Consider the following 15388-nt stretch of genomic DNA (forward strand, 5'->3'; position numbering starts at 1 on the left):
TCAGCTCTTCTCCTTCATGGGGGGATAAACGAGGGGTTGTTATTAAGTGCTGCCGCTTAATAACAACCTCAATGCATGTTTAGGATGAGATTTGATTACAAATAAAGGAGAAACGGGGCATGGAGCTAAGCAAGCGGCAAAAGCTCATGAAAAGAATTGAAAATCATTTGCGGGCGACGGCGAGAAAATTAGTGAAGTTTGATACGGAAGGAGAAGCGTTGCAATACTTGGTCAATTCGTTTCGGGCGGAGCTCGAATGCGATTTAATTGCTATTGTATTAAAAGAAGGAAATGATGTAGTCCCTACATTGTATCAGGGCGACTTTCTATTGCATAGCGGCCAAGGAATCGCTGCGATTTGGGAGAGACTATAATCCTCCATACGAGTCGAAAACGGGCATAGCGGAGGTCTTCCCTGTTTAGCGGGGAAAACCGCCTTATTTTATTTTCACAATCGTCACGGCCGACGGCTCAAGGGCAAAAGCTGTACTAAAACGAAGAAGTCGTAGGAAATTTCCACCTTAACGGTTCGGTCATGTGCCATTTATGACGGATAGTGCGCGATATGTCCGAGCCGTTTCGATATATGTTGGGCGGTGCCGACCGTTTGGCGAATGAGTTCGGGCAGCGACTTCATCATCTTAAACGTTGCGCCGGCCAGCCCGATGGCGCCGATAATCCCGGTTCGGTCAAAAACAGGGGCGGCGACAGCCGTAAAGCCGATAAATGTCTCATCTTTATCGACAAAAAATCCATCGCTCCGAATCGTGTGTAAACGTTCCATAAATTTGCGTTCGTCAACGATCGTATTCGGTGTGTGGGCTTCTAGCGGATGCTTTTCAATGATGGCTTTCACCTCTTCTTCAGGCAAATAGGCCATGATCGTTGTCCCGAGTGCCCCGTAATGCAATACACGACGGCGGCCGATATACGAGCGCGGCTGAAAGCTGTCGTCGCTATCGAGGCGAATTAAATATTGCAAGCTGTCTTGTTGCCGCACGGCAAATAAAACGGTATATCCTGTTTGTGCTTGCAATTCGTGCAAAAACGGCTCCGCCTCGCGCCGCATGTCTAGGTTTTCGAGGACAATTCCCCCGTATTCGAGCATTTTATAGCCGAGGCGGTACAAATTCTCCTTTTGGTCATAATGAATAAGCCCTTGAGTCTCTAGCGTCCATAGCAGGCGGTAGACAGTCGCTTTTGCCAGCTTCGTTTTGGCGACGATTTCCTCAATGGAGAGGCTTGGACGTTCAAAGCTAAAGCAGTTTAAAATATGAACTGCTCTTTCTACTGAACGAATCGTTTCCACATTTATATTTCTCATTGTTGCGTCCCTCTGTTACTTTTTAGTTTCCGAATTTTTAAAAGTATTGTAACATAAAGTGATCACCGATGTATACGCTTGGCTTGATGAAGAGAGTGATATATATTTTTCTTTATATTTAAAAAAGTTTGACAAATATTAAGGTTTGTCATATATTTAAGTTGTAAAAATGAATTATCAATTCACTGTACGAATTATAAAAGGGAGGAAACATTGGTGAACACAAAAATGAAAGCGCTTGAACGATTGAACGAGGATTTGGAGAAAGTGTATTTAGGTCCATTATGGGAAAAGCTTGGAAAAATGGTAACGCCGGAGCCTGACCACGAAGTTATCCCGTATTTATGGAAATGGGAGACAATCCGCAAACATTTAATGGAAGCCGGGGAATTGCTTCGTTTAGGAAGGGAAAGCGAGCGCCGGGTTGTTTATTTGCAAAACCCGTCCTTGTTAAAGCATGGTTTGATCGGTTACTCGACCAATACGCTTTATGTAGGGGTGCAGCTGTTGCTGCCGGGTGAAGTAGCGCCTGCGCACCGCCATAGCCAATCGGCTATCCGGTTTATTATTGAAGGTGAGGGAGCCTATACGGCAGTCGATGGCGAAAGAACATATATGGAGCGGGGAGATTTGATTTTGACCCCAGCGTGGACGTGGCATGATCACGGTCACGAAGGAACTGAACCGGTCATTTGGATGGACGGCCTTGATGTCGGGTTGGTAAGAAACTTTGCTGGTTCGTTCTTTGAGCCGTATTCCGAAGATGTATTCCCTGTTGCCGGCCCTCACAACGGTTCAACTTTTAAATATTCAACGGGCGCGCTGCGTCCAGTTACTGACCGGAAGCGAAAAGGATATCCTTCCCCATTGATCGCCTATAAATGGAAAACGACTAAACAAGTTTTGGAAAATTTGTCCAAGCTCGATCCCGATCCGTATGACGGCTATGCAGTCGATTACATTAACCCGTTGACAGGAGGATCGGCGGATTTGCGCATTGGGACAACGATGCAAAAATTAACCCCTGGCATGCATACAAAGGCGCACCGCCATGTCCATAGCGCAGTGTACCATGTCCTTGACGGGGAAGGATACACCATTATCAACGGGGTCAAATTTGAATGGTCGAAAGGCGATTTCTTTATTTTGCCGCCTTGGAGCTGGCACGAGCATGTCAACACTGGGGAAGGCGACGCCCACCTGTTCTCAATTAACGATTTGCCGATCATGGAGCTGCTTGATCTTGAAAGAGAGGAAGCTTACGACAAAAACGGCGGCCATCAGTCCATTATCGATGTATTTCAGCCGACCTTCTGAGTCTCCCACGACCCGGAGTCGAGGGGTTCTTGGATACGCATAATTTTATGAGATGCACTCATCACGTTCCCTAAGGCTTTCTCTTTTGTATTTGTAAATGTTTCGGATTGGCAAGTGCTAGTTAAGACGGAGGGGGTTATGAGGTTGAATAACAAAGTGCCTAGTACGGCGCAAGAAGTGCTTCATCATGCCGTCGCCCGCTATGGAAAGAAAACAGCGATCATTGACGGCGAGAGAACGCTGTCTTTTGAAGAAGTGAACGAGCTATCTTTGCGGCTTGCCGAGCGGCTGAGCGGTTTAGGCCTTCAGAAAGGCGATGTAGTGGCAGTGCAGTTGCCAAACAGCTGGGAGTTCGCCGTGACCCATTTAGCTTTAGCCCTCCTCGGAATCGTAATGGTGCCTGTAAACTTAATGTACCGGCAAAAAGAGTTATCGTTTATGTTTTCGTTTGCCCATGTGAAAGCCGTCGTTACCATTGACCGCTGGAAAGGATTGGACCATGCAGAGATGATGGAATCCCTCCAGCAGATTGTCCCGACTTTAGATTATATAATCGTCGTTGGGGAAAGTAAAGGGCCGCGTCAATATAGTTTTCAAACGTTGTTAAACGATAGCGGCTTGTCTTCGGCAGATAGAGAGGGGGAGACATTCCCTTCTCCGGACGATCCGATGCTGATTATGTTTACATCCGGAACGGAATCCGACCCAAAAGCGGTGATCCATACGTATCGGACATTTATTCCTGCCCATTTGCATAATGGGCAGGAATACGGATTGACAGCTGACGATGTCATGCTTTGCTTGACGCCTATGGGCCATATGTTTTCCTTGCCGATGATTTTAATGGGCCTTTATAGCGGTGCCGCTCAAGTGATGCTATCGCAATTTTCGGTTGAGCGTGTTTTAGATGCTTTCAGCCAGCACGGAGTGACGTTTTGCGTAGCTGCGCCGGCCCATTTGATTGATATGCTAAAAGGAACGGATGAAACAAAAGAATATCCGTCAAAACTGCGCCTTGTCTTAACCGGAGGAACAAAAATTCCGGTCTGGATGGTGAAATCGTTCCGGCAGCGTTTCTGCTGTGACGTTGCCGCCCAATGGGGAATGACGGAAATTGGAGCGGGATCGTTCACACGACCGAATGACGCAGCACATCTTGCTTCAGATACGGTTGGCCGGGCGTGCCCGACGGGGGAAATTCGCATTTTTGATGAGAACCATCAGCTGCTGCCAAACGGAAAGGTAGGAGAAATCGGTTTTCGCGGTCAGTCGCTATTCAAAGGATATTATAAAAATGAAACAGCCACCCGGCAATCAATGACGAAAGATGGGTTTTTCCTCACCGGAGATTTAGGGTGGAAAGATGACGATGGTTACATTCACTACGTTAGCCGGAAAAAGGACATTATTAATCGCGGCGGATTAAAAGTGCACGCAGCGGAAATTGAGGAAGCGCTTCTTATGCATCCACATATCCGTCAGGCCGCTGTTATCGGGATTCCAGACGAGCGGCTTGGGGAACGCGGCTGTGCGATTGTCTCATTGAAAGAAGGAACAACGTTTTCATTGGAAGAAATGCAACAATACTTGCTTGAAACAGGGATGGCTAAATATAAATTGCCTGAATATTTAAAAATCGTAAATGAGTTGCCGACTACTGCGTCAGGAAAAGTGAGCAAGGGAGTTTTGCGGAAACAGTACGTACAGTTAGAAGTGAAATAAAGAGAAAGGGAGAGAACAGCCGATGAAACTGGCATTATTTAACGACTTTCAGCTCGGAGTGATTGTAGACGATGTCATTTATGAGATTGGGAGCCATTTATTTGGCCGCTTTCATCAAGGAATCGGCTTTTGTCCGATGGTTCAGCTTATTGCTGAATTTGACGCATATCGCTCGGAAATTGAAAAGAGGCTGCATGAATATCCCGCTTATGCCTTAGCGGATGTCCGGCTGCGCCAGCCGGTGAAGAAGCCGGGGAAAATTGTGGCCGCTCCTGTTAACTATGTATCCCACCAAAAAGAAATGAAAGTGGAACATACGGCAAGGGGGCTAGGCTTTTTCTTAAAGGCGCCATCTTCGATCATTGGGCCGAACGACACGATCGTTTTGCCTGATCCGAACCGCCGTTTTGACCATGAATTAGAGTTGGCTTTTGTCATTGGAAAAACGGCGAAAAACGTCAAGGCGGAAAACGCTTACGATTATATATTCGGCTATACCGGGCTTATGGATGTGACGTTGCGCCCGGATGAAACGCACCATGAGGAACGGTGTTTGCGCAAGTCGTTTGATACGTTTACACCGATGGGGCCATGGATCGTGACAAAAGAGGAGATTGCGGATCCAAACAATATAAACATGGTGCTAACAGTAAATGGCGAAGTCCGCCAACGGGTGAATACAAAGGAAATGATCTGTTCTGTCACTGAGCTCGTGGAAATTTATTCCCGTATTATGACTCTTGAGCCGGGCGATGTCATTACGACGGGGACGCCGGATGGCGTCGGGCCGATTCATGACGGGGATGTTGTCAGTATGGAGATCGAGGGGATCGGGAGCTATTCCGTCCGAGTTTCTTTAGCGCCTAATGCGGCTGTATTGCGGTAAATGAGAAGGGAAGGGGGAGAAATGGTTCATGGAGAAAGGCTGGAAGAGGTATCACACAATATGGCTGATGCTCTTTTTAGGATGGGTCGTTTCTTATATTGACAGGACGTTAACAGGGCCTGTCGTCACATGGATGATTGAAAACAAGGTCGAATTTTTAGCCGAATCGCCCAACCCGCACGCGCTTGGGGGATTGCTTGGCAGCCTGTTCTTTGCCGGGTACATGCTAACGCAATTTCCCGGCGGGTATTTTGGCGACAAATTTGGTTATCGCGTGATTGTCATCATTAGCATTTTGTGGGCTGGCGTGACGACGTTATTGACCGGTTTGGTCGGCGGATTGACAGTATTTATCGCCTTGCGCGTGCTTACCGGATTAGGGGAAGGCGTCTTTTATTCTAACGACCGTTCCTTGATTACCCAAGTGACGCCGCCAGAAAAAGTCGGGCTGGGAATGGGCGTTGTGCTGACCGGTCTCACGCTCGGGTTAACGATTGCGACGATTGCTACTCCATATGTTATTCAGCTGTTTCAGCCAGCGATGGGGACGCATGCATGGAAAGCGCCGTTTTTGTTCATGGGGATCATTACTTTGTTCGTTGGCACGATGATGTACAAATGGATGAGACCGGCCGGCTTTACGGCCCAATCGGAGTCGTATGGCCCACCGGTAGGCAAACTGATGCAAACTTCCATTTCATTCTTGGTCATCATCATGGCTTTGTATTATGCCACCAATGCCATGCAATTATCGCCGACAGCGATCGGCTTGATTTTAACAGTATTGGCCGTTTTGTATATCATTTATATTTATAAGACAAAGAGCGAGGAAGTCGGGCCGATCCTAAAAAGCCGCAACTTGTTATTTTTATATCTTTCGTTTATTCCAGTTTTATGGCATTTGTGGTTTTACGGCTTCTGGTCTGTTGCCATTGTTCAAGACTTCGGGGGCGGCACGCTCGTTTCGGCGGCGCTCATCGCTTCATTTAATGCCGTTGCGGGTCTGATCGGTTTTCCGCTTGGGGGAAGATTAGCCGACCGATATGCTAACACGGCCAACGGAAAACGAAATGTATTGGCGGTGTTGACGGGGCTGTTGGCAATCTTCATTTTCATCTTTGCTTTTTATGTCATGTCAGGGGGCAACAATCCGGCAATCATGTCTCTTATTTTGTTTACTTCCGGGGTGTTCTTTTTCGCGCTTCAGCCGGTCAACCATGCCATTACAGCCGATTTTGCCCCGCCGAAACATAAAGGAGCGGCGTTTGGGATGCTGAATCTGTTTTCCGAAATTGGAGCGTTATTAGCGCCGGTGATTTCAGGGGCCATGCGCGATCATTCAGGGAGCTGGGGAAGTGCGTTGTTGCTTGATGGCATTTTAATGGCAGCGAGCTTGCTGCTTGTCATTGCCGTAAAACCTGCTTTAGAAGGCAGGCTAACTGCTGCAATAAACGCTAAAGAAACGGATGTAAGCCATTAAAGTTGTCGAAAGGAGATATTCGCATGAAAGGGAAAACGAATCAACGGCCTGTCCTCGTGATCGGGGCGGGCCCGATCGGACTGACTGCCGCATTAGCGTTGCGCCGTTTTGAGATTCCGGCGACGATCATCGAAGCGGAGCCAAAGGAGCGCATTCGTCCGGGGAGCCGCGCGATTTATTTCCATAAAGCGACGCTGGAACATTGGGAGGACATCTATCCAGGGCTTGGCTTTACTTTTGCGAAGCACGGGGTCGTCTGGCCTGTCAAGCGGACGCTGTTCGGCGGCAAGGAAGTATATATAAAGCGTTATCCGGCCCCGAATCGTAACGAGCTGCCGCCGTTTACGAGCTTGCCTCAAGTGGAAGCGGAAAAGTTTTTGTATGAGGCGTGCGTAGCGGCAGGGGTGGAGTTTATTTGGAATTCGCCTGTCCGGCAGGTGGAGACGAATGAAAATGGGGTGATTGTAACGACGGAGTCCGGGGAAGTATGGCAGGCCGATTACGTGATTGGTGCCGATGGAGCCCGGTCTGTCGTTCGGCAGTCGCTCGGCATCGAGCTAGAGGGTCCCCGTTCCCGCGACCGCTTCGTCGTTGTTGATATCGAGGAAGACCCGTCCGCTCCGCTTCCGTTAGAAAGGGTGTTTCATTATCAACATCCGGCTATGGGAGGAAGAAATGTACTGTTTGTGCCATTTGCCGGCGGATGGCGGGTTGATTTGCAATTGTTTGCCGAAGATGACGCCCAGCAATACGGGAACATCGAAGGGGTGCGGCAATGGATTCCAAAAGTCATGCATAAAAAGTACGCTGATCGCATTACATGGGTGTCGATGTATCAGTTCCATCAAGCTGTAGCCCGTTCGTTCACCGATGAACATTGCCGCGTTGTTTTAGCGGGAGAGGCTGCTCACCTTTTTGCCCCGTTTGGAGCGCGTGGAATGAATTCCGGCGTGGCAGATGCCGTCGCGGCGGTCAAGGCGATTCATGCCGCCTTCCAGGAGGGAGAGCGGTCGAAAGCAAAGCAGATCATTGCCGAAGCGGCACAAGAGAGAAAAACAGCGGCCCAATACAATCGGGACTGTGCGGGCCTTGCGTTAGAGCATATTCAAGGACGCTCCCCGGTGATGAATATGAAACGGGAACTGGCTGCCTCGCTTTCTTCGATCATACCGAGCTTAGGAAAATGGCTGGATGAAGGCCCGTACGGACCGAAATCCGGGCCGCCGCAATTAGCTACCAAGTATTGAGAAAGAAGAGGAAGAAGCGATGAAAAAAATCGAGTACCGTTTTCAAGTGCAATGGGGAGACACAGATGCGGCGGGAATTGTCTTTTACCCGAATTTTTATAAATGGATGGACGAAGCGACGCACCGCTTTTTTGCCGAACTTGGTAACCCGACAACGGCACTGTTTGAACAAAAGATAGGGTTGCCGATTTTGGAAGCCAAATGCCAATTTCGCTCCCCGTTATTGTTTGGCGATGAAGTCCGAGTTTGTTCAACAATCACAGAGTTGTGGGATAAAGTGTTTCAAATTGCCCATGAGTTTTATAAACATGAAACAGTTGCCGCTGCCGGATATGAAACGAGAGCATGGGCGTCATTTGCCGACGGAAGGCCAAAAGCCGTCCCGATTCCAGCAGAGGTGAAACGGGTGTTGGCCGAGCGGCAGTCGTCCCGTTCGGCGGCGTTTCAGACGGAGCAAAAGCTAAATGGACAGAGATGAAACAGTTAGGAGGAGAACGATGGCAACGTTGTTAAATCCGGAGAAGGAAATGTATGGACCGCGGACCGAGCAAGCGGTTGCCATCCTTTCCAGACTGTTAAGCATGGATTGGTTCGCCAATGTAGGTACTTCCCATTATCGGAAAGAGGCAGAAGAAGCGATCCATGAATGGATGGAGAGCTTCCATTTGGAGCATTATCATATCCGTTGGCTAGAGGAAGGGGAGCTCGTCCCTTCTTTAGCGGAGATGAACTTGGCGAAAAGTCCGTTATGGCGCTCTTTGTTTCCCATTCCGGAACGCATGAAGCAGGCGGCGGCCGCTGCGGAGAGAGACGGATGTTTGGTCAAGTTGGCCGATGAGATTCCAGCTTATTTATTTCATCATTGTTTCGATGCGGCGTATCGTGCTTTCCATCAATACGGCTCATCAGTCGTAAAAACCGCTGTCTGTTCAGTCATGTATATCGGGGGAATGGCTTGTGCCTGGGAATCCATTGGCGACCTTGACGGATGGAAATCGAATCCGTTTCGTGCGCTGCTGCGCGTCCTCGAGTACGGGCATTGGCTGTTAGGCATGGATGAAGAACAATTGTATCTGTTTTAGCAGGCATATAGCCGCAAGCCAAAGGGACGACGAAGAACGTTCGTCCCCTTTGGCTTGTTTTCCGTTATGGCAAGCCTAAGAAAGCATGGACGGCTTCAAGGCTTGGCTGTACGGGAGGCCAATGCGATAAATCAAAAGGAAAATCAGAGCCTGGCAATACCCGCTCTTTGCCGACGAGATCGACCAGCAGCCGCAGCGCTCGGCTGTCCCAAAGAACAGTATCGAACCAAAAGCGGCGCAAATAGTCTGTCGGTGGGGCTTGTACCGAGGCGGCCACCGGGCGCCACATTTCATATCCTTTTTGCAGCCGGCCGATTTGATAAGGGAGAAAACCGCCGCCATGGGCCAATAAAATACGAACGCGCGGGTAGCGGTCCATCCAGCCGCCCAGCAACAAATCGGTGGCACAAATGGTCGTCTCCCAAGGAACCCCGATTAAATTCGCCATTCTCCGCCCTTGAAGGCGCGGATCGTCGCAAAGAAGCGGATGGATAAAGAGAATGGCTCCTAAAGCGTCCGCCTCTTCCCAAAACGGGATGAAAGACTCATCAGTAAGCAGCTTCTGCTGAACGGATGGGCCGATGATGGCCCCTTTTAACCCGTGCTGCATGGCCCTCCGCAGTTCCAATGCCGCCTGCTCTGGCTGATTGAGCGGCACTGTCGCCAAGGCGGACAATCGGGCGGAATGCTCCGATACCCAGCGTGATAAGGCATCGTTATAGAGGCGTGACAGTTCTTTGGTGATCGTTGCTTCGATGTCATATAAAAACAATTGAGGAATCGGGGACACTAACGAATGGGATACCCTTGCCTGGTGTTGCGCCTTGAAATAGGCGTTCGGATCGATGAATTCGTCTTTTAAATCAAATCCCCATTGATGATTGATTGTCAACGTCTTGCCATTGTCGCCCCAATGGACAGGAATATGTTTTTTCTCCTCTTTGAGCCATTGCACAACTTCCGGTGGAATAAAGTGAGTATGGACATCAAAACGGCCCTCCATGGTTTCTCCCTCCTAAATCAATTATGAGATGGACCGCCAAGCTTGAAGTTTATGACGATCGCGGCAAGTAACCTAGTTTTTCAGAAATCTCATTCGCTGCGCGTTTCACTTTAGCGATGATTGATGGATCATACGGATGCAGGCGATGGACCGGTCCGATGACGCTAAGGGCGTATACGACTTTTCCCGTATAATCCCAAATCGGCGCTGCAACCGAGGCGACCCCTTCGCTAAGTTCTTCAATGCTAATGGCGTACCCTTGACGGCGAATCGTGCGCAATGCATCGCGCAAAACGTGCGGATCGGTAATTGTCTTCAAGGTAAATCGCTCTAATCCTTGTTCGATATACGCTTCAATGGTTTGCTCCTCTTGGTATGAGAGCAACACTTTTCCCGAACTTGTACAGTGCAACGGATTTCTTCTTCCGATATGAGAGAGAGCTTGAACAGGCTGTTGGCTTTCGACACGGTGAATATAGACGACGCTCGGACCATCCAGCACAGCGATGTGTGCCGTTTCCTGCAGATCGCCGACAAGCCGCTGCAATATCGGTTGCGCTTCACGGTTGACTTCCAAGTGGGACGTTAACACGGTATTCAGCTGCAAAATCGTCAAACCAAGGCGATATTTTTGTGTTTCCGGATCTTTGATGACAAATCCTTCGCTCGCTAATGTATGAAGAAGACGGCTCACCGTGCTTTTCGATAAGCCGAGGGAAGAAGCTAATTCGGTAACTTTTTTTTCCGGCTCTTCTAATGAAAAGCTGCGTAAAATGCGCAGCGCATTTTTCACCGATGAAAGCAAATAGTCTTCATTGGCGTGCGGCATAATTCTTTCTCCTTTTTCTTTTTATTAGTTTCATATAAAGGAACATTATTTCTTATATCATAACATATCAAAGAAGGATTTAGGTTGAAAATAATAAAAAATTAAAAAATTTTTTCTATTGTTTCATATAAAGGAACATTGATGTTGTATAAGAAACAATTGCTGGCTATGATTAACGTAAAAGATTCTTAATTTTTCGACGAAAAAGTTTCGCCAAAGGAGGAACAGCCAATGAAAGCGGAAGTTGTTGCAGATGGAAAAGTGAAAGCGTTCGATTGTCAACATTTTATCAATGGACAGTTTTTGCCTTCAAAAAGCGGCAAAACCTTTAAGAATATTAATCCCGCCACCGGAGAAGTGATCGGCATCGTATGTGAGGGAGGAAAAGAGGACATTGATTTGGCGGTAGCTGCGGCGAGAAGGGCGCTTAGCGGTCCTTGGAAGCGGATGTCGATCGATCAGCGGATTGCCGTCTTGCGGCGCATCGGTGATCTCATTTTAGAACGCAAGGACGAATTGGCCCGGCTCGAATCATTGGATACAGGGAAACCATACTCACTCTCTAGCGCGTTGGATATTCCGAGAGCGGCCTATAACTTTCATTTTTTTGCCGATTACTTGCGTTCCGTTGGCACGGAAGCGTATCAAACGGATGAAGTGGCCATTAACTATGCTGTCCGCCGCCCGGTTGGGGTCGTCGGATTGATTAACCCGTGGAATTTGCCGCTGTTGCTGTTGACATGGAAGTTAGCCCCGTGTTTAGCGGCGGGGAACACAACTGTCATCAAGCCGGCGGAATGGACGCCGCTGACGGCAACGGTGTTAGCGGAAATTTGCAAGGAGGCCGGAGTGCCGGATGGCGTTGTTAACATTGTTCATGGATTTGGGCCAGATTCGGCGGGGGCGGCGCTGACGGAGCATCCGGACGTTGACGCCATTACGTTTACCGGGGAAACGACGACCGGAAAAGCAATTATGGCAGCCGCTGCGAAATCGCTGAAAAAGTTATCGTACGAATTAGGCGGCAAAAACCCGAACATTGTTTTCGCCGATGCAAATTTGGATGAGGCAATTGAAACAACGTTGAAATCAAGCTTTATGAACCAAGGGGAAGTTTGCCTTTGCGGATCAAGAATTTATGTCGAACGGCCAATTTACGAACAATTTTTGCAAAAATTTGTGGCGAAAACAAAAGAGCTCGTTGTCGGCGACCCGTTTGATCCGAAAACAAATGTCGGCGCGCTCATTAGCGAAGAACATTACGAACGGGTGCTGGGCTACATCGAATCAGCGAAAGAAGAAGGCGGACAAATTTTAACAGGCGGAAAACGGCCGGATGGGCTGAATCAAGGATATTATCTCGAACCGACGATCATTGCCGGCGTCAATCGCAATTGCCGCATTGTCCGTGAAGAAGTGTTTGGCCCTGTTGTCACGGTGATGCCGTTTGACGAAGAAGAGGAAGTGATTGCTCAAGCGAACGACACCCATTACGGATTGAGCGCGACCATTTGGACGAACGATTTGCGCCGAGCGCATCGGGTTGCGGCGCGGATTGAAGCAGGAATCGTCTGGGTCAATACATGGTTTTTGCGTGATTTGCGCACGCCATTCGGCGGGATGAAGCAAAGCGGCATCGGGCGTGAAGGGGGGATGCATAGCTTTGAGTTTTATAGCGAACTGACCAACATTTGCATCAAACTTTAAGCCGATTAGCGCATTTAGTTTGTTCGGAAGCGGGGCTTCTTGGCTGATATGACTAAACGGGGTGATGACATTGGAGAAATGGGACTATTATTCTCATTTATTATTGAACGCCGAGAGGGAAAGACAGCCGCTCTCTCCCCTTACAGAGCTGGATTCCACATTGACTGTCAACGATGCTTATCAAATTCAGTTGCGGACGATCGAACAAAAAATGAAAGAAGGACACCGGATCGTCGGGAAGAAAATTGGCTTGACCTCAGTCGCGATGCAACAGTTGCTAGGCGTCGACCAGCCTGATTATGGTCATCTGCTTGATAACATGGTCGTCGAAGACGGGGGAACGGTTCCGTGGGAACGGGTCATGCAGCCGAAAGTCGAGGCCGAAGTCGCGTTTGTGTTAAAACGGGATTTAGTTGGTCCGCGCGTAACGATGTTAGATGTGCTGCAAGCAACCGATTATATTGTTCCGGCGTTGGAAATTGTCGACAGCCGTATTGCCGATTGGAAGATTCGCCTAGCGGATACCGTTGCTGATAACGCTTCGTCCGGCCTTTATGTTTTAGGAGAAAAGCGGGTTCCGGTTCATTCCGTCGATATAGCACAAATCGGCATGGCGCTGTATCGAAATGGTGAGGTAGCCAATACTGGCGTCGGAGCTGCAGCGCTTGGCCATCCGGCGTTTTGTGTCGCTTGGTTGGCGAACAAGCTATATGAATACGGAAAGGAACTGAGAGAAGGCGAGATCGTTCTTTCTGGTGCTTTGTCGGCTGCGGTCAATGCGGAACCCGGCGATTTCTTCAGCGCTCGTTTTGCCCATTTAGGAGAGGTGCGCGTCCAGTTTGCGCCATAAATAAGGAGGGGGAACCGTGGATAAAGTCAAAGTAGCGATTCTTGGTTCGGGAAATATCGGAACCGACTTGATGTTGAAGTTGGAGCGTTCTGGCGTTTTGCAGTTGACGACCATTATTGGCATTGATCCGCAGTCGGAAGGATTGCGCATGGCGCGGGAAAAAGGGTATCGCGTCATTGACAACGGCATTCATGGGTTTTTAGAGCATCCAGAATGGGCGGATATCGTCTTTGATGCCACTTCGGCAAAAGCGCACATTCGCCATGCCAAGCTGCTGAGGAAGGCAGGAAAAGTCGTGTTGGATTTAACGCCGGCAGCCGTTGGACCATTTGTCGTTCCGTCGGTCAATTTAACGGAACATTTGGAAGAGATGAACATTAATTTCATTACGTGCGGAGGGCAGGCGACGATTCCGATCGTCCACGCGATTCATCGCGTCAGCCCAGTCGCTTACGCCGAAATTGTCGCGACGATTTCGAGCAAAAGCGCGGGGCCGGGGACAAGGGCGAACATTGACGAGTTTACAGAAACAACCGCCCGGGGGCTCGAAAAAATCGGTGGAGCAAAGCGCGGAAAAGCAATCATTATTCTAAATCCGGCTGAACCGCCGATTTTGATGAGAAATACGGTTTATGCCCTTGTTGAAGGCGAACACGTGCCGAAACGGGAGATTTGCGCCGCGATCGAAACGATGGTGGAAACAATCCAGACATATGTTCCCGGTTACCGATTGCGCACGAGCCCTATCATCGAAGGAAATAAAGTGACCGTAATGATTGAAGTCGAAGGAGCTGGTGATTATTTGCCAAAATACGCTGGAAACCTTGATATTATGACAGCGGCTGCAGTGAAAGTGGCGGAAGAAGTCGCTAAACATCGGTTGTCGAAACAGTTAGCGTAGGAGGGAAAACGATGGAACAACGAATCATCATCACGGAGGTGGCGCTGCGCGACGGGAGCCACGCCATTGCCCATCAATATACGGTTGAACAAGTGGCGGTGATCGCTAAAGCGTTGGATGAGGCCAATGTCCCTTACATCGAGGTGTCGCATGGAGATGGTTTAGGCGGGTCTTCATTGCAATACGGATTGTCGCGGACGGATGAATTTGAACTAATTGAAACGGCTGTGTCGGTCTGCCGGCAGGCAAAAATTGCGGTGCTGCTTCTTCCGGGGATCGGAACGGTGAAGGAATTGAAACAAGCAGCCCAGCTAGGGGCGAAAATGGCGCGCATCGCCACCCATGTGACAGAAGCCGATATTTCTGCCCAGCATATCGCGGCTGCTAAACAACTCGGAATGGAAACGGTCGGGTTTTTAATGATGGCGCATATGGCGCCGGTCGATACGCTCGTCAGCCAAGCAAAATTAATGGAAAGCTACGGGGCGGATGTCGTCTATGTCGTCGATTCCGCCGGCGCCCTGCTGCCGCATGAAGTTAAGGAGCGCATTCGAGCGTTAAGGGAAAGCGTCGGCATTGAAGTCGGGTTTCATGCCCATAACAATTTATCGCTCGCGATGGCCAACACGTTGGCAGCGATTGAAGAGGGAGCCACGCGCATTGACGGCAGTGTCCGCTGTTTAGGGGCTGGTGCCGGCAATACGCAAACTGAAGTGCTCGTCGCCGTATTGGATCGATTGGGCATCCAAACCGGCATCGATTTATATAAAATGATGGACCTTGCTGAGCAGATCGTCGCGCCAATATTGCCAAGGGCGCAAGAAATTACGCGGGACAGCTTGACGCTAGGGTATGCCGGCGTATATTCGAGCTTCCTTCTTCATGCCCGGCGTGCGGCCCAAGCATTTGGCCTTGATGCTCGCGATATTTTAATCGAGCTCGGCCGGCGAAAAGTCGTTGGCGGGCAGGAAGATATGATTGTCGATGTCGCTGCTGAAATGGCGAACGGAAAAATGGTCGCCGCAGGGGAGGGGAAGTAA

Annotated in this window: 15 protein-coding genes; 12 read left to right on the forward strand and 3 right to left on the reverse strand. The window is 49.3% G+C overall.

The genetic code is table 11. From position 1 onward, the window contains the following. Window positions 1-119 precede the first annotated feature (119 nt). Window positions 120-374, forward strand: coding sequence for a hypothetical protein (locus MWM02_RS07670; RefSeq protein ID WP_064551640.1), 255 nt, complete (start codon window positions 120-122; stop codon window positions 372-374). A gap of 170 nt (window positions 375-544) precedes the next feature. On the opposite strand, the gene MWM02_RS07675 is transcribed toward MWM02_RS07670, so the two are convergent. Then, window positions 545-1324 (reverse strand): IclR family transcriptional regulator, encoded by a 780-nt coding sequence (locus MWM02_RS07675; protein WP_244403370.1) that lies wholly within the window; start codon window positions 1322-1324, stop codon window positions 545-547. 228 nt (window positions 1325-1552) lie between these two features. Here MWM02_RS07675 and MWM02_RS07680 point away from each other — a divergent pair, with 228 nt between their 5' ends. The 7 genes from MWM02_RS07680 to MWM02_RS07710 all read left to right on the forward strand — a co-directional run bounded on the left by MWM02_RS07680 (window position 1553) and on the right by MWM02_RS07710 (window position 9058). Beyond that, window positions 1553-2641: a cupin domain-containing protein gene (locus MWM02_RS07680; protein ID WP_064551955.1), complete on the forward strand. Its 1089-nt coding sequence runs from the start codon at window positions 1553-1555 to the stop codon at window positions 2639-2641. Window positions 2642-2779: 138 nt separating this feature from the next. After that, a complete protein-coding gene (locus tag MWM02_RS07685) occupies window positions 2780-4363 on the forward strand; it encodes a class I adenylate-forming enzyme family protein (RefSeq protein ID WP_244403371.1) in 1584 nt (527 codons plus the stop codon). Between the two features lie 22 nt (window positions 4364-4385). After that, a complete protein-coding gene (locus MWM02_RS07690) occupies window positions 4386-5249 on the forward strand; it encodes a fumarylacetoacetate hydrolase family protein (RefSeq protein WP_244403372.1) in 864 nt (287 codons plus the stop codon). 28 nt (window positions 5250-5277) lie between these two features. Then, window positions 5278-6729 (forward strand): MFS transporter, encoded by a 1452-nt coding sequence (locus MWM02_RS07695; protein ID WP_244403373.1) that lies wholly within the window; start codon window positions 5278-5280, stop codon window positions 6727-6729. Window positions 6730-6752: 23 nt separating this feature from the next. Continuing rightward, window positions 6753-7976 carry an FAD-dependent oxidoreductase gene (locus tag MWM02_RS07700; protein ID WP_244403374.1) on the forward strand — a complete coding sequence of 408 codons (1224 nt, stop codon included), beginning with the start codon at window positions 6753-6755 and terminating at the stop codon, window positions 7974-7976. A gap of 19 nt (window positions 7977-7995) precedes the next feature. Continuing rightward, entirely contained in the window at window positions 7996-8454 is a 459-nt protein-coding gene (locus MWM02_RS07705) for an acyl-CoA thioesterase (protein ID WP_244403375.1), read from the forward strand. 19 nt (window positions 8455-8473) lie between these two features. Then, window positions 8474-9058, forward strand: a complete 585-nt coding sequence (locus MWM02_RS07710; protein WP_244403376.1) for a hypothetical protein — start codon at window positions 8474-8476, stop codon at window positions 9056-9058. Between the two features lie 64 nt (window positions 9059-9122). Here MWM02_RS07710 and MWM02_RS07715 read toward each other — a convergent pair whose 3' ends face one another. Together MWM02_RS07715 and MWM02_RS07720 are read right to left on the reverse strand one after the other, a co-directional pair. Continuing rightward, a complete protein-coding gene (locus tag MWM02_RS07715) occupies window positions 9123-10061 on the reverse strand; it encodes an amidohydrolase family protein (RefSeq protein ID WP_244403377.1) in 939 nt (312 codons plus the stop codon). Window positions 10062-10110: 49 nt separating this feature from the next. Next, window positions 10111-10890, reverse strand: coding sequence for an IclR family transcriptional regulator (locus tag MWM02_RS07720; protein WP_064551648.1), 780 nt, complete (start codon window positions 10888-10890; stop codon window positions 10111-10113). A 231-nt stretch (window positions 10891-11121) separates the two neighbouring features. Here MWM02_RS07720 and MWM02_RS07725 point away from each other — a divergent pair, with 231 nt between their 5' ends. The 4 genes from MWM02_RS07725 to dmpG all read left to right on the forward strand — a co-directional run bounded on the left by MWM02_RS07725 (window position 11122) and on the right by dmpG (window position 15388). Then, window positions 11122-12597, forward strand: coding sequence for a 2-hydroxymuconic semialdehyde dehydrogenase (locus MWM02_RS07725; RefSeq protein WP_244403378.1), 1476 nt, complete (start codon window positions 11122-11124; stop codon window positions 12595-12597). A gap of 70 nt (window positions 12598-12667) precedes the next feature. After that, window positions 12668-13447 (forward strand): 2-keto-4-pentenoate hydratase, encoded by a 780-nt coding sequence (locus MWM02_RS07730; RefSeq protein ID WP_244403379.1) that lies wholly within the window; start codon window positions 12668-12670, stop codon window positions 13445-13447. Between the two features lie 16 nt (window positions 13448-13463). Then, entirely contained in the window at window positions 13464-14348 is an 885-nt protein-coding gene (locus tag MWM02_RS07735) for an acetaldehyde dehydrogenase (acetylating) (RefSeq protein ID WP_064551650.1), read from the forward strand. 11 nt (window positions 14349-14359) lie between these two features. Continuing rightward, on the forward strand, window positions 14360-15388 hold the full coding sequence (dmpG, locus tag MWM02_RS07740; protein ID WP_064551651.1) for a 4-hydroxy-2-oxovalerate aldolase: 1029 nt from the start codon (window positions 14360-14362) through the stop codon (window positions 15386-15388).

The sequence above is a fragment of the Parageobacillus sp. KH3-4 genome (assembly GCF_022846435.1).
GTDB classification, from domain to species: Bacteria; Bacillota; Bacilli; order Bacillales; family Anoxybacillaceae; genus Parageobacillus; species Parageobacillus thermoglucosidasius_A.